19 protein-coding genes, 1 tRNA gene and 2 pseudogenes are annotated in these 19993 nt (G+C 70.3%); 7 read left to right on the top strand and 15 right to left on the bottom strand.

The genetic code is table 11. From position 1 onward, the window contains the following. Positions 1 to 83 precede the first annotated feature (83 nt). Positions 84 to 1238 (bottom strand): 4-hydroxyphenylpyruvate dioxygenase, encoded by a 1155-nt coding sequence (hppD, locus tag GUY61_RS16960; RefSeq protein ID WP_166631018.1) that lies wholly within the window; start codon positions 1236 to 1238, stop codon positions 84 to 86. Between the two features lie 125 nt (positions 1239 to 1363). On the opposite strand from hppD, the gene GUY61_RS16955 reads away from it, so the two are divergent. The 4 genes and pseudogenes from GUY61_RS16955 to GUY61_RS16940 form a co-directional block, all read left to right on the top strand. Beyond that, a complete protein-coding gene (locus GUY61_RS16955; protein ID WP_166631017.1) occupies positions 1364 to 1840 on the top strand; it encodes an Lrp/AsnC family transcriptional regulator in 477 nt (158 codons plus the stop codon). A gap of 85 nt (positions 1841 to 1925) precedes the next feature. Then, entirely contained in the window at positions 1926 to 2519 is a 594-nt protein-coding gene (locus tag GUY61_RS16950) for a transcriptional regulator (protein ID WP_166631016.1), read from the top strand. Between the two features lie 17 nt (positions 2520 to 2536). Next, positions 2537 to 2758: a hypothetical protein gene (locus tag GUY61_RS16945; protein ID WP_166631015.1), complete on the top strand. Its 222-nt coding sequence runs from the start codon at positions 2537 to 2539 to the stop codon at positions 2756 to 2758. A gap of 23 nt (positions 2759 to 2781) precedes the next feature. Then, positions 2782 to 4116 (top strand): annotated as a pseudogene (locus tag GUY61_RS16940) (MFS transporter); the annotation flags it as partial. A 16-nt stretch (positions 4117 to 4132) separates the two neighbouring features. Here the strand turns inward: GUY61_RS16940 and GUY61_RS41555 are convergent. The 6 genes from GUY61_RS41555 to GUY61_RS16915 all read right to left on the bottom strand — a co-directional run bounded on the left by GUY61_RS41555 (position 4133) and on the right by GUY61_RS16915 (position 10293). Next, on the bottom strand, positions 4133 to 4936 hold the full coding sequence (locus GUY61_RS41555) for a S16 family serine protease (protein WP_313896705.1): 804 nt from the start codon (positions 4934 to 4936) through the stop codon (positions 4133 to 4135). 176 nt (positions 4937 to 5112) lie between these two features. After that, positions 5113 to 5754, bottom strand: a complete 642-nt coding sequence (locus GUY61_RS16935; RefSeq protein ID WP_166631013.1) for an IclR family transcriptional regulator — start codon at positions 5752 to 5754, stop codon at positions 5113 to 5115. 352 nt (positions 5755 to 6106) lie between these two features. Beyond that, on the bottom strand, positions 6107 to 7912 hold the full coding sequence (locus GUY61_RS16930; RefSeq protein WP_166631012.1) for a DEAD/DEAH box helicase: 1806 nt from the start codon (positions 7910 to 7912) through the stop codon (positions 6107 to 6109). Between the two features lie 241 nt (positions 7913 to 8153). Next, positions 8154 to 8522 carry a type II toxin-antitoxin system death-on-curing family toxin gene (locus GUY61_RS16925; protein WP_166631011.1) on the bottom strand — a complete coding sequence of 123 codons (369 nt, stop codon included), beginning with the start codon at positions 8520 to 8522 and terminating at the stop codon, positions 8154 to 8156. Next, positions 8522 to 8719, bottom strand: a complete 198-nt coding sequence (locus GUY61_RS16920; RefSeq protein WP_166631010.1) for an Arc family DNA-binding protein — start codon at positions 8717 to 8719, stop codon at positions 8522 to 8524. Before GUY61_RS16920 ends, GUY61_RS16925 begins: the two co-directional genes overlap by 1 nt. A 26-nt stretch (positions 8720 to 8745) precedes the next feature. Continuing rightward, positions 8746 to 10293: an MFS transporter gene (locus GUY61_RS16915; protein WP_166631009.1), complete on the bottom strand. Its 1548-nt coding sequence runs from the start codon at positions 10291 to 10293 to the stop codon at positions 8746 to 8748. A gap of 102 nt (positions 10294 to 10395) precedes the next feature. Here GUY61_RS16915 and GUY61_RS16910 point away from each other — a divergent pair, with 102 nt between their 5' ends. Continuing rightward, on the top strand, positions 10396 to 11250 hold the full coding sequence (locus tag GUY61_RS16910) for an alpha/beta fold hydrolase (RefSeq protein WP_166631008.1): 855 nt from the start codon (positions 10396 to 10398) through the stop codon (positions 11248 to 11250). A 187-nt stretch (positions 11251 to 11437) separates the two neighbouring features. Further along, positions 11438 to 11509, top strand: a tRNA-Cys gene (locus tag GUY61_RS16905). 4 nt (positions 11510 to 11513) lie between these two features. On the opposite strand, the gene GUY61_RS16900 is transcribed toward GUY61_RS16905, so the two are convergent. From GUY61_RS16900 to GUY61_RS16865, 8 genes and pseudogenes are all read right to left on the bottom strand, one after another. Continuing rightward, positions 11514 to 13010, bottom strand: a complete 1497-nt coding sequence (locus GUY61_RS16900) for a glycosyltransferase family 39 protein (protein WP_166631007.1) — start codon at positions 13008 to 13010, stop codon at positions 11514 to 11516. A 394-nt stretch (positions 13011 to 13404) separates the two neighbouring features. Then, positions 13405 to 14055: an ABC transporter ATP-binding protein gene (locus GUY61_RS16895; protein WP_166631006.1), complete on the bottom strand. Its 651-nt coding sequence runs from the start codon at positions 14053 to 14055 to the stop codon at positions 13405 to 13407. A gap of 43 nt (positions 14056 to 14098) precedes the next feature. After that, positions 14099 to 16216: a hypothetical protein gene (locus tag GUY61_RS16890; protein ID WP_166631005.1), complete on the bottom strand. Its 2118-nt coding sequence runs from the start codon at positions 16214 to 16216 to the stop codon at positions 14099 to 14101. Positions 16217 to 16371: 155 nt separating this feature from the next. Further along, positions 16372 to 16728 (bottom strand): lactococcin 972 family bacteriocin, encoded by a 357-nt coding sequence (locus GUY61_RS16885; RefSeq protein WP_166631004.1) that lies wholly within the window; start codon positions 16726 to 16728, stop codon positions 16372 to 16374. A 395-nt stretch (positions 16729 to 17123) separates the two neighbouring features. Beyond that, positions 17124 to 17480: a hypothetical protein gene (locus GUY61_RS16880; RefSeq protein ID WP_166631003.1), complete on the bottom strand. Its 357-nt coding sequence runs from the start codon at positions 17478 to 17480 to the stop codon at positions 17124 to 17126. Positions 17481 to 17484: 4 nt separating this feature from the next. Next, positions 17485 to 17769 carry a hypothetical protein gene (locus GUY61_RS16875; RefSeq protein ID WP_166631002.1) on the bottom strand — a complete coding sequence of 95 codons (285 nt, stop codon included), beginning with the start codon at positions 17767 to 17769 and terminating at the stop codon, positions 17485 to 17487. Positions 17770 to 18631: 862 nt separating this feature from the next. Next, the gene (locus GUY61_RS16870) at positions 18632 to 18841 is read right to left on the bottom strand and encodes a DUF397 domain-containing protein (protein WP_166631001.1); all 210 of its coding nucleotides are present in this window, start codon (positions 18839 to 18841) and stop codon (positions 18632 to 18634) included. Then, positions 18838 to 19251, bottom strand: a pseudogene (locus GUY61_RS16865) (DUF5753 domain-containing protein); the annotation flags it as partial. The gene GUY61_RS16870 and the pseudogene GUY61_RS16865, both read right to left, overlap by 4 nt. Before the next feature lie 227 nt (positions 19252 to 19478). On the opposite strand from GUY61_RS16865, the gene GUY61_RS40230 reads away from it, so the two are divergent. Then, complete coding sequence (locus GUY61_RS40230; RefSeq protein WP_243766515.1) at positions 19479 to 19763, top strand: helix-turn-helix domain-containing protein; 285 nt, start codon at positions 19479 to 19481, stop codon at positions 19761 to 19763. Positions 19764 to 19993: the final 230 nt, after the last annotated feature.

The raw sequence follows: 19993 nt of genomic DNA, 5'->3' as shown, positions 1-19993 counted from the left end.
GGACGGGGCGGGGGCATTCGCCGCGCCCGGACGAGCGCGTCGAGCGTCCCCGCGACCGCGGGTTGCGGGGACGGCCCGGCGGGTCAGAGGTTGCCGCGGCGGGCCTGTTCGCGCTCGATCGCCTCGAAGAGGGCCTTGAAGTTGCCCTTGCCGAAGCCCATGGAGCCGTGGCGCTCGATGATCTCGAAGAAGACGGTCGGGCGGTCCTGGACCGGCTTGGTGAAGATCTGCAGCAGGTAGCCGTCCTCGTCGCGGTCGGCGAGGATCTTCAGTTCGCGCAGCGTCTCGATGGGGACGCGGGTGTCACCGACCCACTCGCCGAGGGTGTCGTAGTAGGAGTCCGGGGTGTCGAGGAACTGCACGCCCCCCGCCCGCATGGCACGCACCGTGGCGACGATGTCGTTGGTGGCCAGCGCGATGTGCTGGACGCCGGGGCCGCCGTAGAACTCCAGGTACTCGTCGATCTGCGACTTCCGGCGGGCGATCGCCGGCTCGTTGATCGGGAACTTCACCTTCAGGGTGCCGTCGGCGACGACCTTGGACATCAGCGCCGAGTACTCGGTGGCGATGTCGTCACCGACGAACTCCTTCATGTTGGTGAAGCCCATGACCCGGTTGTAGAAGCCGACCCACTCGTCCATCTTCCCGAGCTCGACGTTGCCGACGCAGTGGTCGATGGCCTGGAAGGTCCTCTTGGCCGGGGGTTCGACGATGGGCTCGGCCGCCACGAATCCCGGCAGGTAGGGGCCGTCGTACCCGGTGCGCTCGACGAGTGTGTGGCGGGTCTTGCCGTACGTGGCGATGGCGGCGACGACCACCGTGCCGTGGTCGTCCTTCAGCTCGTACGGCTCGGTGAGGCCGACCGCGCCCTGCGAGACGGCGTACTCGTACGCGGCGCGGACGTCCGGGACGTGCAGGGCGAGGTCGACGACGCCGTCGCCGTGCTCCGCGACGTGGTCGGCGAGGAAGCGGCCCCAGTCGGTGGTGGCCTTGATGACGGAGGTGAACACGAACCGGGCGGAGCCGTTCTCCAGGACGTAGGAGGCGGTCTCGCGGCTGCCGTTCTCGGGTCCCGAGTACGCGACGAGCTTCATGCCGAACGCGGTGGAGTAGTAGTGGGCGGCCTGTTTGGCGTTGCCCACGGCGAAGACGACGGCGTCCATTCCCTTCACCGGGAAGGGGTCGTCCTTGCGCGCGGTGTGCGGGGCGTGGTCCAGGTTCGTAAGAGTCTCTGCCATGGCAAGGAGGTTCCCGCCGCTCTTCAGAGTGCGCAACACTTTGCGTTTTCGCTGGGCAATATGCACAGCGACGGGGCGCCGGTCGCGGCGTATCTGTACATGATGACCACAGGAGGGCGTGGGCCATGGGGATCGACGAACTGGACGGCAGGCTCATCGTCCTGCTGGCGCGCGAGCCGCGGATCGGGGTCCTGGAGGCCTCACGCCGCCTCGGCGTGGCGCGCGGCACGGTGCAGGCACGGCTCGACCGACTGCAGTCGAACGGCGTCGTCCGCGGCTTCGGCCCGGAGGTCGACCCGGCGGCGCTGGGCTACCCGGTCACCGCCTTCGCGACGCTGGAGATCAAGCAGGGCCAGGGCGCGGACGTGCGGGCGCACCTCGCGACGGTGCCCGAGGTGCTGGAGCTGCACACGACGACCGGCCACGGCGACATGCTGTGCCGGCTGGTCGCCCGCTCCAACGCCGACCTCCAGCGGGTGATCGACCGGGTCGTCGGTTTCGAGGGGATCGTGCGGGCGTCCACGGCCATCGTGATGGAGAACCCGGTCCCCCTGCGGATCATCCCGCTGGTGGAGCAGGCCGCGCGGGAAGGCGGCGGCTGAGCTCCCCAGCCCCCGCAGCTTTTACAAAGACCTCGTTGCAAAGAAATCCTTGCAACGAAGTCTTTGCATGTCTACGCTCCCCTTCATGACGGACGAGCAGGACACCGGAAGCCGATCGCTGCACAAACTCGACGCGCGCTCCCTGCGCGGTCTCGCCCATCCCCTTCGGATGCGCCTGCTGGCATCGCTTCGGCTCAACGGCCCGGCCACGGCCTCCCAGCTCGCGGAGAAGCTCGGCGAGTCGAGCGGTGCCACCAGCTACCACCTGCGCCAGCTCGCCGCCCACGGCTTCGTCGAGGACGACCCGGCGCGGGGCAAGGGGCGGGAACGCTGGTGGAAGGCCGCTCACCAGGGGACGTTGTTCGACGGGGAGCTGTACCAGGACCCCGACCCGGCCGTACGCGGCGCGGTCGACCTCTTCATGCACGAGATCGCGACCACCCACACCCAGGAACTCTCGACCTGGCTCGGCACGATGCGCGACTGGCCCGAGGAGTGGGTCACCAGCTCCGACATGAGCGACTTCACGCTGCGGCTGACCCCGGAACTCACCCGTGAGCTCAACACGAAGCTGCACGAACTCATAGAGAGCTACCGCGCTCTGGAGCCCGCGCCGGGAACGCCCGGCGCCGAGCAGGTCCGCCTGCACACGCACGTTTTCCCGCGCACCGCCGAGTGAGAGGGCAGACCCCGGCCATGCACCCCGACATACATCTCCTGCTGCACGCCCAGCGGACCGCCGCCGCCACGGCAACGGTCACGGCCGGCGCGCCAGGGGCGGACGCCCGCGCGGTCCGCGCCGCAGGCGCCGCCCGCCGCGGCGCCTTACGCACCCGGCTCGGCTGGGCCCTCGTCGAGCTGGGCCTGCGGCTGGCGACCCCGCCCGTCACGCCCCTCGCACCCGGCGCCGCACGGTGACCGGGAAGCCCGGTCGCCGCGCCGTGACCGGGAAGCCCGGGACTCCCTGGAACCCGGGAAACCCCGGGAGCCCCCGGGACCGGCGTCCGCTGGCCACGGCGCTCGTCGCCAACGCCGTCTCGATCACCGGCAACGCGCTGACGGTCATCGGCGTCCCGTGGTTCGTGCTCCAGACCACGGGCAGCGCCGCCCGCGCCGGTCTCGTCGCCTTCTGCGCGACCCTGCCGGTCGTCGTCTCCGCGCTCGTCGGCGGACCGGTCATCGACCGGGTCGGCCGACGGCGGATCAGCATCGCCTCCGACGTGGTGTGCGGGCTGGCCGTCGGCGCGATCCCGCTGCTGCACCACGCCGGACTGCTCGCCTTCTGGGGCCTGTGCGCCCTGATGGCGGTCACCGGTCTCTTCCACGGTCCGGGCGAGACCGCGCGCGGCGCGCTGCTGCCCGCGCTGGCCGAGCGCGCCGGTACGCCGATGACCAGGGCCGCCAGCTGGTACGACGGTGTCTCGCGCGGCGCCCGCATGCTGGGCGCGGCGCTCGGTGGCGTACTGATCGCGGTGTTCGGCGCGCAGAACGTGCTGGTCCTGGACGCGGTGACCTTCGCCGCCTCCGCGCTGCTGGTCGCGCTCGGCGTGCGCGGTGTGGCGGCGGCCGAGCCGCGCGGGAACGTGGCACCGGTGTCGGTGCGCGCGTACCGGGCGGAGCTGCGCGAGGGCTACGCCTTCGTCGCCCGTACTCCGCTGCTGCTGGCCATCACCCTGGTGGTGATGGTGACCAACGGGCTCGACCAGGGCTGGTCGGCCGTCCTGCTGCCCACCCATGCCGACCGGGAGCTCGGCGGCTCCGTGGACCTCGGGTTCGCGGCCGGGATGTGGGGCGCCGGGGCGGTGACCGGGACGGCGCTGTACGGCGCGTTCGGGCACCGTCTGCCGCGCCGGCCCGTCTTCGCGGTCTGCTTCCTGGTCATCGGCCTGCCCCGGTTCGCCATGGCGGCCTTCAGCTCGGAGGTGCTGCCGCTCGCCCTGCTGCTCGCGGTGTGCGGGCTGGGCGCTGGGGCGCTCAACCCCATCCTGTCGACGGTGATGTACGAGACGGTGCCGGAGGAACTGCGCAGCCGGGTCCTCGGGGTGACGACGGCGGGTGTGCTGATGACGACCCCGCTGGGCGGGCTCGCGGCGGGGTTCCTGGTGGAGGGCGTGGGCCTCGCGCCCGCGATCCTGGCGGTCGGCGGAGCCTATTTCCTGGCCACGCTGGCGCCCCTGGTGTTCCCCGTGTGGCGGGGCATGGACCGCACGGCCGCCGGAGCGGACACCCCGGCCGCCACGGGCACGGCGAACGCGGCCGCGGCGGACGCGGAGGGGACCGACAGGGCCGAGGTCAGCAGGACGGGACCGGGCCCCGGCCCGACTCCAGCGCCTTCAGGGCCGACACCGCGCCGCCCAGCGTCTCGACGGGGATCAGCCGCAGCCCCTTGGGAAGCTCGGACTTCGCGTCGGAGCACTCCGCCTCCGGTACGAGGAAGACGGTGGCGCCGTCGCGCCGCGCGGCCTGGGTCTTGAGGGCCACACCGCCGACCGGGCCGACGGTGCCGTTCGTGTCGATCGTGCCCGTCCCGGCGATCACACGGCCGCCGGTCAGATCGCCGCCGCTGCCGTCGCCGTCCAGCTTGTCGACGATCCCGAGGGAGAACAGCAGCCCCGCGCTGGGCCCGCCGACGTCGGCGAGGTTGAGGGTCACCTTGATGCCCTCGTCGGACCGCTTGAGGTAGCGCAGCGCCGCATCGGCGGCGGCGTCCTGCGACTCCTCCATCTTCTGGAGGTTGTACTCCTCGATCTCCTGCTCGGAGTCGCCCTCGGGGTAGACGGAGTCGCGCGGCATCACGGCCCGGTCGGTCCTGAACCAGGCGTCGGCGACCTCACCCAGGTCCACCTCGACCTCGGGTCCGGTGGCCAGGATCGTGGTCATCCGCAGCTCGCCGTCGGTGTCCCGGATCTTCGCCCCGCTGATCGTGATCACCGGGTCGCCCTTGTTCTCGCCCAGCACGTCGGCGGTCAGACCGGGTTGCGCGACGGTGAAGGGCAGCGGCGCGAGGGCAGCCACGGCGAGCAGCGCGACCACCGGCACGGCGCACACGGCGAGGCGTCGGGGGCCGGAGAACCAGGAGGGCGAAGTGGACGGCACGGAGGTCAATGTAGTTGACCGACGTCACAGCCCAGTCACGCGCGTCCGCGTCCCGGGCAGGCGGCCCGGCACAGCAGGCCGACGGCCGGGCGCGGCAGACCGGCGGCCCAAGGGCCTGGCGGGGCGACGACCCCGTGGACCGGTGGGAGGGACGGGCGGCCGCCCCTCCCGGTGCGTCACCGCAGGGAGTCCGCGACCTCGCGCGCCGCGTCCACGACCCGCGGGCCCACGCGCTCGGGCACCGAGTCGGCGAGCATGACGACGCCCACGCTGCCTTCCAGGCCGCTCACGCCGACGAGCGGGGCGGCGGCCCCGCTGGCACCCGCCTCGAGTTCGCCGTGGGTCAGGGTGTAGCCCGGGTCGATGAGCTCGCCTCGCCGGGCGGCGAGTATCGCGCGGCCCGCCGCTCCCCGGTCCAGCGGATGGCGGAAGCCGGCCCGGTAGGCGACGTGGTAGTCGGTCCAGGTCGGCTCGACGACCGCGACCGCGAGCGCCTCCGACCCGTCGACGAGGGTGAGGTGCGCGGTCGCACCGATGTCCTCGGCGAGGGAGCGCAGTGCGGGCAGGGCCGCCTCCCGTACCAGTGGATGGACCTGGCGGCCCAGGCTCAGCACCCCGAGCCCGACGCGGGCGCGGCCGCCCAGGTCGCGGCGGACCAGGGCATGCTGCTCCAGCGTGGCGAGGAGCCGGTAGACGACGGTCCGGTTGACGCCGAGCTTGTTGGAGAGCTCGGTGACGGTCAGGCCGTGGTCGGTGTCGGCGAGAAGTTTGAGGACACGCAGTCCTCTGTCGAGTGTCTGGGAGGTCTCCGCGGTCACGACGGCCTCTCCTCTGTGGATCGCGGCGGGCGCTCTCTGACGGACGACGCGCCGTCGGTCCCATCGGCGACGCGCGGAGAGGCCAGCCGACGGACGTGGCACACCGGCTGCGCTCCGGGGCGGCACTGCCACGGGGCGTGTTCGTTGCCCGGACAGTAGCGACACGTTCCCGCTCAGCGGAAGACTTCGTCCAGAATCCGGTCAGATGACTTTGAAAGTGTCCCAGTTTGCACTCTTTTGCCTATGAGTTCGTTGTGGGTTCTTCACCGGAATTCGTACGCACGAAGGTCCACTACGGCATCAACCGCCCGTAGTGGACCTTCGTACGCTCATTTCCCTCCGGGCCCCGCGGTCACCTCATCCGCGTCGCCCACTCCTGCACCTTCTTGATCCGCTCCCGGATCTGACCGGCCGTCGCCTCGGCGCTCGGCGGCCCCCCGCACACCCTTCGCAGCTCGGTGTGGATCACACCATGAGGCTTGCCGCTCTGGTGGACGTACGCGCTGACCATCGTGTTGAGCTGCTTGCGCAGCTCCAGCAGCTCCTTGTGGGACACGACGGGCCGGCGCTCGGCGGGCAGCTCCAGCAGGTCCGCCTCGGTGTCCGGCTTCTTGCGGCTGTGCGCGATCTGGCGGGCCTGGCGCTTCTGCAGCAGCAGCTGCACCTGGTCGGGTTCGAGGAGCCCGGGGATGCCCAGGTAGTCCTGCTCCTCCTCGCTGCCCGGGTGCGCCTGCATGCCGAACTCGGCGCCGTTGTACATCACCCGGTCGAAGACGGCGTCGGACTCCAGTGCCTCGAAGGGCAGCATGTCCTGTTCGCCGGTGTCCTCGTCCTGCTGCTTGTTCGCCTCGTCCATCTCCTTCTCGGACTCGGCGTAGGGGTCCTCCTCCACCCCCTCCTTCTTCGGCTTGTCGAGAACGTGGTCGCGCTCGACCTCCATCTCGTTGGCGAAGCCGAGCAGCATGGGGATGGTCGGCAGGAAGACGGAGGCGGTCTCGCCGCGCCGCCTGGACCGCACGAAGCGGCCGACGGCCTGGGCGAAGAACAGCGGCGTGGAGATGGTGGTGGCGTAGACGCCGACGGCGAGCCGGGGCACGTCGACGCCCTCGGACACCATGCGGACGGCCACCATCCAGCGGTCGTCGCCCTGGCTGAACTCGTCGATCTTCTTCGAGGCCCCCGCGTCGTCGGACAGCACGACGGTGGCCCTGCTGCCGGTGATCTCGCGGATCAGCTTGGCGTAGGCACGGGCCGAGTCCTGGTCGGTGGCGATGACGAGCGCGCCGGCGTCCGGGATCGACTTGCGCACCTCGGTGAGCCGCTGGTCCGCGGCGCGCAGCACGTTCGGCATCCAGTCGCCGCGCGGGTCGAGCGCCGTGCGCCAGGCCTGCGAGATCGCGTCCTTCGTCATCGGCTCGCCGAGCCGCGCGGCGATCTCGTCCCCCGCCTTCGTCCGCCAGCGCATGTTGCCGCTGTAGGAGAGGAAGATGACGGGCCGGACGACGTGGTCGGCGAGCGCGTGGCCGTAGCCATAGGTGTAGTCGGCGGCCGAACGCCGGATCCCGTCGTTGCCCTCCTCGTACGTCACGAAGGGGATGGGGTTGGTGTCGGACCGGAACGGCGTACCGGTCAGGGCGAGCCGCCGGGTCGCCGGCTCGAACGCCTCGAGGCAGGCCTCGCCCCAGGACTTGCTGTCGCCCGCGTGGTGGATCTCGTCGAGGATGACGAGCGTCTTGCGCTGCTCGCAGCGGTTGCGGTGCAGCATCGGCCGGACACCGACACCCGCGTAGGTCACGGCCACGCCGTGGTAGTCCTTGCTGAGCGGGCCCGCGCTGTAGTCCGGGTCCAGCCTGATCCCTATCCGGGCCGCGGCCTCCGCCCACTGCTTCTTCAGGTGCTCGGTCGGCGCCACGACGGTGACCTGCTGCACCACGTGGTGGTGCAGCAGCCACGAGGCGAGGGTCAGCGCGAAGGTGGTCTTGCCGGCGCCCGGCGTCGCCACGGCCAGGAAGTCACGGGGCTGTTCCTGGAGGTATCTGTTCAGGGCCCCCTGCTGCCAGGCCCGCAGCTTGCTGGCCGTGCCCCAGGGGGCACGGCCGGGAAACGCGGGCGAGAGATGGTGCGAGGTATGCGAGGACGCGGCGGCGGTGGTAGTCACGGTCTCCGGTTCGGACAGTCGGGTACGCGGCTTACTGGCTTGCTCGGTTACGTACGACAACCGGGCCACCCTACCGGCGGCCCGGACGCGTCAACGCGGGAACGACACCGGGCCCCACCAAGGTGGGATCCAGCTCACACGCGGAGCCGACGGGGTCGTTGCCGGGCTGCTCCCACCGCGTGACGGACGCGGAGCCGCGCGGTGTCCGGGCCGGCGCCGTCACGTCGGGCACACGCTCTGCTCAGCGGGCGAACCGCGGCAGCTCCGCGGCAATCTTGGGCACGTCCAGAGCGCCCTGGCAGGCATCCAGCACGAACCGCTCGGCCTCGTCCACGTCGAACCGCGCGTCCAGCGGATGTCCGTTCATGTGCAGGAAAACCCAGGTGGCATACCAAGCCAGCCGCTTGTTCCCGTCGACCAGGGCGTGATTACGGGCGGTCGACTCCATGAGTGCGGCCGCCTTCTGCCACACGTCCGGGTAGGCGTCCTGGCCGAACACGCTCGACTGGGGGCGTGCGAGAGCCGAGTCGAGCAGGCCGTAGTCGCGCACCTCGCTTGCCCCCAGCCGCTCCGCCAGATTGAGCAACTCGGGCAGCGTGAGGTACTGCATCAGGCGAGTCTCCGGTTCAGTTCCTCGCTGACCCTGAGCACGTGCTCGGCGGCCTCGTTGAACAGCCTGGAGTGTTCGTCTATGGCTCTGATGACGGCGTCATGGGCGAACGACTGCATACTGCGGCCCTCCGCCTCGGCGCGCTCGCGGAGGGCGTCCAGCTCTTCTTCGGTGAACCTGACGTTGAGACCAGCCATGGCGTCATGGTACCGCGTGGTACCACTCAGCGTTCCGAGACGTTCGGCGCGCCCCGGAGGCGGCCCGCGACCCACACGCCCGTTACCGCGACCGCCGCCATCGGGAGGAACACGGCGACGAAGGCGCCCGGATGCGAGGGGCCTGTGCCGGACGTCATCGCGTGGGAGCCGACCGCGCCGCCGCCGAGCGCGGCGAACGCGGCTCCGCCCGCCGCGAGCAGCAGGGCGTTCGAGAGGCCGTCGGACATCTGGAGGGCGGCCGAGTTGGCCCCGGCCTCCTCGGGGGCGGAGAGCTTCAGCAGCAGCACGCTGGTGGCGGACAGCACCAGGCCCATGCCGAAGCAGCCGAAGCCCCAGGCCACGGCGAGGGTCCACACCGGGACGGACTCCAGCAGGACGCTCGGCGCGGCGGCGATCGCCGCCGCGACCAGGACCATGCCGCACTGCGTCAGCCGCTCCCGCCACGGTTCCAGCCGGGGCCGCGCCTGGACGTACGAGCCGAGCGCCCAGGTCAGGCCGCCCAGCGCGAGGGAGAAGCCGGCCAGGGTCGGACTCAGCCCGCGCTGGGTGACCAGCATCAGCGGGACGAAGCTCTCGGCGGCGATGAAGGAGCCGGCGGCGATGCCGCGCAGCAGGACGACGGCGGGCAGGCCGCGGGCGGCCAGGAAGGTGCCGCGGGGCATCAGCCCGAGGGCGGCGGGCACCAGGAGCGCGGCGCCCGCGACGGCGGGCAGCGTGGCTGGCCAGGTCAGGTCCTGGGCGGCGTACTGGAGGAGCGCGGCGCCCAGCGAGATGCCGAGGGCGAGCCGGAGCCTGCGGGCCCCGGACGGCCGGGTCCCGTCCCCGTCCCCATGGCCCCCGCCGTTCCCGGCGGCGTCGCCGTCCTCGGCACCGTCTGCGCCGGGCGGCGGTCCGGACGCCGTGCGGCGCACCGCCGGCAGCGCGAACACCAGGGGCAGCACGATCAGGGCGGGTATGCCGAGGAACACCCAGCGCCAGCCGAGCTGCTCGGTGACCGTCCCGGAGGCGAGCGGGCCGACCACCGAGGGCACCACCCAGGACGCGGCGAAGGCCGCCATGATCGGGGGCCGCAGCCGCTCGGGGTAGGCGCGGCCCACCAGGACGTACAGCGCGACGATCACCAGTCCGCCGCCCAGCCCCTGCACGGCGCGCCCCAGCACGAAGACCCACATGGCCTGCGCGGCACCGCTCAGCACCAGCCCGGCGGCCCACAGCGCGATGCCGCCGGTGAGCGGTCCCAGGGGCCCGCGGCGGTCGGACCACTGGCCGGAGATCACCATGGCGAGCAGGCTCGTGGTGAAGTACGCGGAGAAGGCGAAGGCGTACAGTCCGACGCCGTGCAGCTCGCGCGCCGCCACCGGCATGGCCGTGCCGACGGCCGTCGCCTCGAAGGCGATGAGCAGGACGACCGTGATGATGCCGATGCTGAGCGCGCGGTACGTCCTGCCGAGGACGCCCTCCCCGCCGCCCGGCTCCCCCTCGGCGGTGGCGTGGGACGAACCGGGGTTCGTCGGCGTCGGTTCGGCGCGGTCGCGCGGCTCCAGAGCGGTCATCCCCCGAGAGTAAGGGGCGCCACCGACAATGACCCCTGTCGGGGGTCGGTGATCGACTCGTTCGTAGGTCGTAGGACCGCGGGTTCGGGGAACGCGTCCGACATGCCGCACTACCGCTCGTACGACGACGCCGAGCTCCACTACACGGAGCTGGGCTCCGGCCCGCCGCTGCTGTGCCTGGCGGGCGGGCCCGGCAGGGGCTCCGCCTACCTGGGCGACCTGGGCGGCCTGTCCGCCGAGTACCGGCTGATCGTCCCCGACTCCCGCGGCACCGGCGGCTCCCCCGCCGCGAGCGACCCGGCCCGGTACGCGTTCCCGGCCGTCGCCGAGGACGTCGAGTCGCTGCGTGAGCACCTGGGCCTGGAGCGCTGGCCGGTCCTCGCCCACGACGCCGGCGCCGCGACCGCCCAGGCGTACGCCGCCGCGCACCCGCAGCACCTCACCGCGATGGTCCTCGTGGGTCCCGGCTCCCGACTCCAGGGGGAGCTGCCGGAGGACGCGCGGGAGATCTTCGCGTCCCGCCGCTCGGAGCCGTGGTGGCCGGACGCCGCCGAGGCCGTACGGCTGCTGTCGGCACCGGTCTCCATGGAGGACGTCCCCGGGCTCCTGCTGCGTGCCGCTCCCATGGGCTACGCCCGCTGGGAGGCCCCGCAGCGGGCGCACGCGCGGGCCGAGGGCGAGCAGATCAATCCCGTACCGCGGGCGGGGTTCTGGCAGGGCGTCGACGACCACGCCAGGCGAGCGCTGCTGGAACGGCTGCGGGAGGTGGAGTGCCCGGTCCTGGTCCTCACGGGCGAACTGGACGCCCTGTCGGGCCTGCGGGCGGGCAGGCTGGTCGCGGAGTCCTTCCCGAAGGGCGCGGCCCGCACCCTCCCGGTGACCGGCCACTACCCCTGGGTGGACGACCCGGAGGCGTTCCGCACGGCGGTCACGGAGTTCCTGGCCACGACACCGTGAGGCTGTGACGCTGTGGCGCTGTGGCGCCGTGACGCTGTGGCGCCGTGACGCGGTATGGCCGTGACGCCGTGAGGACCCCACCGCGCCGGTTCATGAACGGCGTATGGCAGTCCCGTTGCGGCGGCCCCGGATTCCTTGAGACCCACGCGGCCCGCTGCCTATGGTCGAAGCACGTCGTCAACGACACGACCGTGTGCCCGAGTGGTTCAGGGGCCGGACTGCAACTCCGGTTACGTGGGTTCGAATCCCGCCACGGTCTCCGTTCACCACGCGGTGGGCCCAACCGCCTTGGCCCCGAGGGTTCTTCGGCGATCCGGTGCGAGCCGTTCGTACACCGTCACCCGCCGCCCGCGGACCTGCTCGTCCGCAGCCACTCTGAAGTACCTCTTCAGCACGGCGGTCTTCACCTTGTCCCGTTCCGCCGACACCGGCCTGGCCACCGCGGCCACGTCCGTGACCAGCAGTATTCGCTGTTGCGCCAGCATCGCGGTGCGTATGCGGGCGGGGCCGGCCTCCTCGCCCTTCAACGTCCCGGACGACACGGGGCTCCGCTCCAGCGCGATGTCCCGCAGGCCCGCGAAGTCGTCGGGGGAGACCAGCGCGGCGTCGCGCCGGGCCGCCGGTACGAAGAGCACCGCGTCCCCGTCCCTCTTCAGCCGCCGTACGTCCGCCGACACGGCCAGGACGTCGTCGACCCGGCTCGCCGGTGAGCGCTTGGCCAGCGACTGCGGCAACAGCGCGAGCACCGCAGCCACGACCGTGACGGGGACGAGCCACCGTGACGCCCTCGGGAACCGCGGACGGGTCGCCCGTACCGCCGCACCCAGCGTCGCTCCGATCATCAGCGCCAGACCCAGCATGCTGAACAGGACGTAGCGGTCCAGGAACAGCGGTTGGATCAGGGAGAGGCCGATCAGGCCGATCTGCGGAACCGCCAGCAGTGGCATGCCGACGGCAGCCAGCGACAGCCGGCCCGTCCGCGGCCGGTCCAGCACGACCCCGAGAACGCCGATCGCCAGCAGTACGGCCGGTCCGATCATCATGTGCCAAGTCAGCGGCGGGATCCAGGACACCTGGTCCGACTGGCGCCGGCTGAACAGAACCAGTGGCAGCGCACCCGCGGCGGCTGCCGAGGCCGCGGCCGTCCAACGCAGCCACGTCCCGCGCCCGGCCCGGGTCCACACCAGGGTGGCCAGGTGCGCGGCCAGCATCAGCAGCGACAGCCAGTTCAGCAGGGCGCAGACCAGGACCGTGCCGCCGTACGCCGCCCAGTGCCCCGCTCCCCCGCGGCCCTCCAGCACGGTCACCAGCAGCAGTGTCGCCATCCCGGCCCCTGCGGCGACCAGTGCGTACGGGCGACCCTCTTGGAGGTAGAACTGAACGGCCGGGAGGAGCCCGAGCGCCAGTCCTCCCCCCAAGCCCGCCCAGAAACCGGCCAGTCGACGGCCGATGACCGCCACGCACGCCGCCGCCACCGCCATGGCCAGCACGGAGGGCAGCCGCAGGGTCGTGGTGCTGGGCCCGAAGCAGGTGAACAGTCCGTGCATCAGCAGGTAGTAGAGCCCGTGCACGACGTCGACCTGCCCCAGCATGTGCCAGATGTCGGCGGCGGAGCGCCGGGCCACCTGCCAGGTCGCGGCCTCGTCCCGCCACACGCTGTGCTGCCGGGACAGTCCCCACAGGCCCAGGGCGAGGGTCCACAGCACGGGGATCGACCACACGGGCAGGCGGCGCCGCGCGACGGATATGTGGGAAGTCATGAAGGTGTTCTGGTCCTTGGGTGGTGGCGGTGCGGACCGGAGTCGGCCCCGGCTGTCGCGCGGGATGCCGTCCTGACAGATGGCCGCAGGAGAGGGAAGTACCGCCCGGCGAGCGGGTGGGAAGTGGCTGAGGTCCTCGTTCCGGCTCCAGCCGGAGGAGCTCTGCGGAGGTTGCAGCGTACCGAGCCTTCCTTGCGTGTCCGCGTCAAGAATCGTCCGCACGTGGGCGGACGGCTCTCTTGGGACCGGACTGTGGCAGAACCCGGCCCTCGGCAGGCGGGAACGGGGAGTTGGCTCCCGCCTCCCGCCCAACGGGCTCTTCCGGCAGCGCTCTTCGGACCCGGCACTGCGGGGAACGGGACGGGGGTCCAGCTACAAGGTCCGCGATCGGGGCCTACGCGACCGGCGCGTTCTCGTTCACGGCGAAGACCGCGTCGCAGCGGTCGCGGACGTGGTCGTCGTGGGTGGCGATGACCACGGCGCATCCGGCGTCGCTCATCTCGCGCAGGACGTCGATGACCGCTGCGGAATTGGCGTGGTCGAGGGCACCGGTCGGCTCGTCGGCGAGCACGAGGGAGGGCTTCTTGACCATGAGCCGGGCGAGCGCCACGCGTTGTTGTTCCCCGCCGCTGAGGTGGTGGACCTTCTCCTCCTCCCGGCCTGCCAGGCCGACGCGGTCGAGCGCTTCGGCGATCGTCGCACGGGTGGCGCCCCGCACGGTCCGCTGCGGCTTGACGGCGACTTCCAGGTTCTCTCCGACGGTGGCGTTGTCGATCAGGGCGTAGTTCTGGAAGAGGTAGCCCAGCACGTCGCGGCGGAAGTGCCGGGTCTCGCGCCGGCCGAAGCGGGTGATGTCCCTTCCTCCGTGACGGATCGCACCGGCATTCGGCTTGTCGAGCAGACCGATGCAGTTGAGCAGGGTGGACTTCCCCGAACCGCTGGGGCCGACGACGGCGAGCATCGTGCCGGGGCTGACGGTGGCGTTTACATCGGACCACAGGGTCCGGGTGCCGAAAGTCTTCGACAGATTCACGATCTCGATCACGACAGTGCTCCTGCTGGGTGGCGGGGATGCGTCCGTGCGGGGCTCACGACTCGGCCGCCCCCTCCTTGACGATGCGCCGGTGGAACACCCCGAGGGCGAGGAGCACGGCGCAGACTTCGATGACGACCAGCCCCGTGATGACGCCGGCGTCCACGGTGGTGATCCGGGCGGGCGGGAAGGGTGCGGGTATGCCGCGGGAGGTGAACTCCTCCAGCTCCAGGTTCTGCTGCCACACCTGGATGGGCACCCACCAGGCGAGGAAGGCCGCGAGGAGTCCCTCTACGGCGAGGATGAAGCGGTGGGTCGCCGTGAATCGCCAACCGCTGATGTGCTGGACGAAGACGGCTTGGGCATGCTTGCGCGAGTGGATGATGCAGACGCCGACGCCGGTGATGAGGAGCACGGCCACCGAAGCGAGCAGAGTGAAGACGCGCAGCCGGAAGTCGTTGACGGCGTCCCGCAGCTTCAGTGCGGCGTTCTGTCCCACGGGGCGGACGGCCGTCACATAGGTCTGCAGTCGGTCCTCGTTGGCCGTGATGGCGTTCAGGGCGTCGTCCTGATCGGGGAAGACGATCCCTTCTTGGCTGGCGAACGCGGTGTAGGTGTCGTTGGTGAGGATCCTCGAGCCATTGGGGACCACGACGAGGACCGGATCCAGTACCAACGACCGGTCGTCGTCGGGGCCGTAGGCGAGATTGGGGCTGAGACTGCCGGAGTTGTAACCGAAGACGCGTTGGCCGTCCCTCGTTCGAAGCGTCTCCACCGTGAGCCTCCGACGGACGTCCGCATCAAGCCGCCCCAGGGTGTCGGGGATCGCGGCACTGATGTCGGAGGCGTAGCGGGTCAGGGACTCGGGGACGAGGAGCCGCACCGCGAGGGCCTCCTGAGCCCGCCCGTCACGCGCCACCGGGGAGTACCGCCGGCCTGCGGGGTCGAGGACCGGCCGTGCGGCGAGGAAGGATTCGTTGACGACGAGCACCTCGCCCTGCGGCAGGTGTGCGTCCGGGGCGATGCCCTGGAGGTCCCGGCGCCCGGCCACGACGATCCGGCCCGCCGCGTCGGCCCGGCGCAGCCACTGCCCCACCCGTATGATCGCCTGTTCTTCCTCGCCCACCAGGCTGCCGTTGAGGCGGATGGAGACGGCATCGCCCACGGTGGCGTAGGTGTCCTGGCTCCCCTGGCGCTCCAGCACGTTCTGGCCCGCCAGGGCGACGTCCATGGCGACGCCGAGCGCGAGCAACAACGCGGGGACGCGTACCAGGTACGTGGCGACGTATGCAGACCGGGCGGGGAGCTCGCCCTTCAGTGCTCGCAGGACCTCGCCCCTGAAGGTGAGGGCGAGCGCGGCCGCATGGGTTCCCAGGACGAGCACGACGAGGACGGCGGCGAGGCCGAACGCCACCGCCGCGAACAGCGACAACCAGGCGAGTCCGTTGTAGACGCCGAGAAAGGTCAGCACCACGGCCGTGACGGCACTTGCCGCGACCGACCAGAACACCGCCAACTGCCTCAGGTCTCGCACGAGGACGTCCAGGAAGGACCTTCCCTGCAGCCGCAGCACCCCGTACGCCTTCGCGCCGAGCAGCACGCTCGCACCGGTGGTGGTCACGGCGGCGAGAGCCACCACCCAGAAGGACCGGAACAGGTCGCCGCCGGAGAAGAGTTGGGCCAGTTCGCCGCCCGACAGAGGGTGCTGCACGCTCGCCTGCAGGCCGAGGTCGGCAAACTCGGCCACCAGTGCGGTCGCGGCTTCCGGCGTTCCGAAGACGTAGTAGAAGCCACGGGGGTCACGGTGTCCGATCTCGGCGATGGGGTGCACGGCCGTGTCGACGTGCCTACTGAACCCCGGATAGCCCTTGTCCAGCCATGAAGCCGCGTCGGATCGCGGGTCGCCCGAGGACAGGTACAGGTGGCGAAGGGCGTCGGGGTCCCGCACGTCGGGCAGTTCGCGCGCCACCGCGACCCGGTGTTCGGCCGCGAACGAGGCGACGGCGCGGGCAACCCGGGCACCACTCGCCGAGTCGTTCGAGTCGAAAACCCAGATCTGGGCCGTATTGCCGAGAACCAACTCGTCGTCCAGTCCCCGCACGAACAGAAAGGCCAACAGCGCGGAGAAGGCCAATACGGTGGCGTGGACGAACTTGATACCTCGGTGGAGCATCGGTCACCTAGGTCCGGGCACTCGGGGAGCACGCATCTCGCACTCGGAAGGGGGGAAGAAATGACAGGAAAACCTGACTGCGGGAGGAATGGAATTCCCCCCGCAGCGACGTGGCGAGCGACTATGGAGGAATCAGATCCCCGCGCCGTGTGCCGTCAGCAGGAAGCGTCGTAGTGCGCGGTGTTGGGGTGAATGCTCGATTTCTCCACCGAGGCCTTGGACCACTGCTTGTTCGCGGTGCAGCCACTGTAGGCCCAGCTCCTGCCGTGAACGGAGGACGAGTGGTAGTTCACCTTGTGGTAGAAGTTCGAGTACGCGTAATTGGCACCGACGTCGTAGCTCCACCGACCGCCACTGACATCGACCGACTTGGCCAGCGCAGGAGCGGCGGCGGCCATGACTATGACGCCGGCCGCAGCGATGGCCTTAAGTCCGTTCTGCATCTTCATATTCGACTCGCTTTCAATTTTTATCGCGACCGGCGCGTTGACCTCAGGTCGCAATGCAACCATGATCAAACCATATTGATGCGACGCGGATCACGCACCGCTGTTCGCCGGTTGAATTACTTTCTCTCCGATTGGGCTCTCGACATGAGCGCGCCCCGGGAATTATTCACCGAATACAGTCGAAGAGTTTCCCGATATGTGACAGGCGGCAGTTGCAGGGCGGTTCGACAGGTGCCGACTGTTTCGACAGGTGCCCAACCGCACGGCGATGTCCCGTCAGGTCGAATCCCTCGCGATGAGCGCACGGGTGCTCCTAGGACGCTCGCACCCGGGCTTGAGGACGCGGCGCGCCGGCGGTCACGCCCGGGGTCGCCGCCGCAGGGCTCCGCCACGGCCGGAAAACCGGCGACCGACGCACGAAGGGACGGGCGATCGGCAGCGTGACGCACGCGAACCGCTCAGGCAGCGACCCAGGGGACGCGGCAGGCATGCGGCGCCATGCCCTCCGGGCACAACGTCCTGATCACCGTCTTGCGAATCGCCCGCCATGTCCTCAGGGAGCACACCAGCCGTACGCGCAACTCGACTGGTTCCCGTGCGCCGCCGCTCTGGCCCGGGTGCTCCCAGACCCACTGCTCCGCCAGGAGCCCGTACACGTCGGCAGTCGACAGCTCGCTCCCCGGAAACGTGCGCAGGACGCCCTCGTCGACGATCCGGGCACTCCGGGAACCCGCGGCCTCCGCGACGAGGCTCCGGACCCATGCCAATCCCTGCTCGTCCGCGTACAGACCGAACGCCAAGGTGCGCGTCCTCATGACATCAAGCCCTCTTGATCGACTTCTTCGTGCAGTGCTTCGCGCGGAAGCCGGGCGGCATCTTGTCGTTGGCGTTCTTGATGGCCGCCTTCCACGCGTCCGGCTGGGTCTTGGCATTGCCGTGCCCCTGCTCGAACCCATGGGCAGTGTTGTCCGAGATGCGCATCTTGGTGCACTGCACGTGCGCGTTCCATCCGCTCGCCGCCTCCGCAGGAACAGCCGTGCCCAAGGAGAGCAGGGCCGCGACAGCGGCGGTGACAAGGGGTCCGACGATATGCGACTTGCGCATGAGTGATATTCCCCCATGTGATTGACACTTCACGTACACACGGGAGATGTCGCCGGGCGACGCGATCCGCACCTCCGCCGCTCCGGCGCACGCCGAACGGCGCCTCGGACGACGGTCCGCCCTTTGCTCACTGCCCCCGTGTTCCACCCGCTCGGAGGTCAATCGATCAGGTGGACACTCAGAACCTACGGGACAATTACGATCTTCAGCCAGGCAGAAGGCTGTGAGCCCAGTCACCCTCTGCCGGGGGCCGCATGGAAGTAACGCCGGATCAACTCATACTGTCCGTTGTCATTGAGCCATTTCCAACCTCATGCGGGAGGCGGCCGGACGAGGGCGAGGACCGCTCAACCGACGCCGGAGACCGGGGGGCGCTGCAGTGGAGCTTGCGCAGGCCACCGGCTCTTGAGTGTCGCCATCGCACGCTCGCCAACGGCGCAGATCTTGGCGCGACGGACGCTGACCGCCCGCTGGCGGGTGGACAGCTTCTCCCAGCGCCCTCGGTGTGGCACCCGCACCGTTGTGTCGACTCCCTGGCAGCGCATGGGTCGCCGGGAAACTGGGGCGGCCCGGACTGCAACGCCGGTTACTACTTGGGTTCGAGTCCCTCCACGGTCTCCATTCACACGAGGTCCCCCCTCGCCGTCACGGCGAGGGGGGACGCGGTGTCAGACGGTCGCAGCGGGGGCCGGGGCGGGGACCGCCGAGCTGTCTCATGTCGCCGAATGTGGGCTCTCACTGCACTCTTGGGAGCCGTCCGTACGGCGTGTCGTGGCAATATGGGCCCACATTCGGCCGGTGATCCGGCGAGCAGTGACCCGAGACGACCGGGCCGGGAAGCGCCCCCGAGGTGTTCCGTGTCTCAGCACTCCGAGGCGAAGGTCACGAAGTCCGCCCAAGAGGCCGAGGTGACGGCGAGCTGAGGCCCGCCGATGGTCTTGGAGTCGCGAACGTGGACAGTGGCGGAGGTGGTTGCCACCTCGACGCAGGAGTTGCCGTCGGGACCGTCGCTGTGGCTGCTCTTGAACCACCGAAGCACAGAACTGTCCCCGGCAGTAGCTTTGCGGATCATGTCTCTCCCAGCACTTCCTCGACAAAGGCAAGCGACTCGCGGGGCGTAAGAGCCTGAGCTCTGACGGTGGCGTACCGCAGCTCCAGGACCCGGAGTTGCTTCGGCTCCATGGCCGGCCGACCGCTGTATGCCCCATCGGAACGTCCCACAGCCGTGCCGTCCGCGAACTTCAGCACCTCGATCTTGCCACCCAGTCCCGGATGAGCCTCAGAGTTCGTCGGCATCACCGGAAGGCTGACGTTACGCAACCGCCCAACCTCCAGCAGACGTTCGAGCTGCCGACGCCACACCATTGTGCCTCCCACTGGACGGCGAAGCGTCGCCTCTTCCTGTACGAAGCTGAGCGCGGGAGCGGGCGAGCGGTCGAAAATGCTCTGCCGTGCCATCCGGGCAGCCACCATTCGCTCCACTGAGCTTGTTCCGCTTTGACGGACACACGATGAGCAGGTCCATCACTCGCTCGACGCCCTCGTCCGGAGCCGACGCCACTTTCGCCGCCCGGGCTCTGAAGCCCGTCAAGCGGTCGTTGGCCCGGCTACCCCGACCCGACCGGTTCCGTTTCCGGATCGAGGACGGGAACAACGACTTCGAGTTGCCCCGTGAGGCCGTGTAACTGCCGGCGACCGTGCTGAGCTACATGGCAGCCGGCCGTGCCGTCTCCATCGTGCCTGAGGACGCGGAGCTGACCACCCAGCAGGCGGCCGACATACTGAACGTGTCCCGGCCATTTCTGATCGGACTGCTGGAGGCCGGCGAGATCGAGTACCGAAAGGTCGGTACGCACCGCCGGATCAAGGCACAGTCCCTGTTCGACTACCAGCGCGTGGACGCCCGCAAGCTGCGCGAAGCCACATACGAACTGACCGCACTGAACCAGGAGATGGGGCTGATCTGCCCCTGTGGCGTTCGCCGTCGTCTGTGACGCATACCGAGCGCGCCACGAGACCTGCCGATCCGCATAGCACGGGACGGTCTCGTACAGGCGAGGAGGACCGCTGCCATCGGGTCTGGTCCCGGAGTTTTCGCGCGGCGGGCTCTTGTGGGCCGAACCCGACCGCGCGCCGGAACCCGGGGGTCTGTGCTCCGGTGCGCCATTCGCTCTCCCGCAAAGGAACACGAGAGAGAAGAGAGCCCACCAAGCCCTGTCTCTTA

The sequence above is a fragment of the Streptomyces sp. GC420 genome, from assembly GCF_009916105.1.
GTDB lineage: Bacteria > Actinomycetota > Actinomycetes > Streptomycetales > Streptomycetaceae > Streptomyces.
Note: the sequence above shows the minus strand (reverse complement) of the source record. Positions and strands in the feature narration are given on the sequence as shown.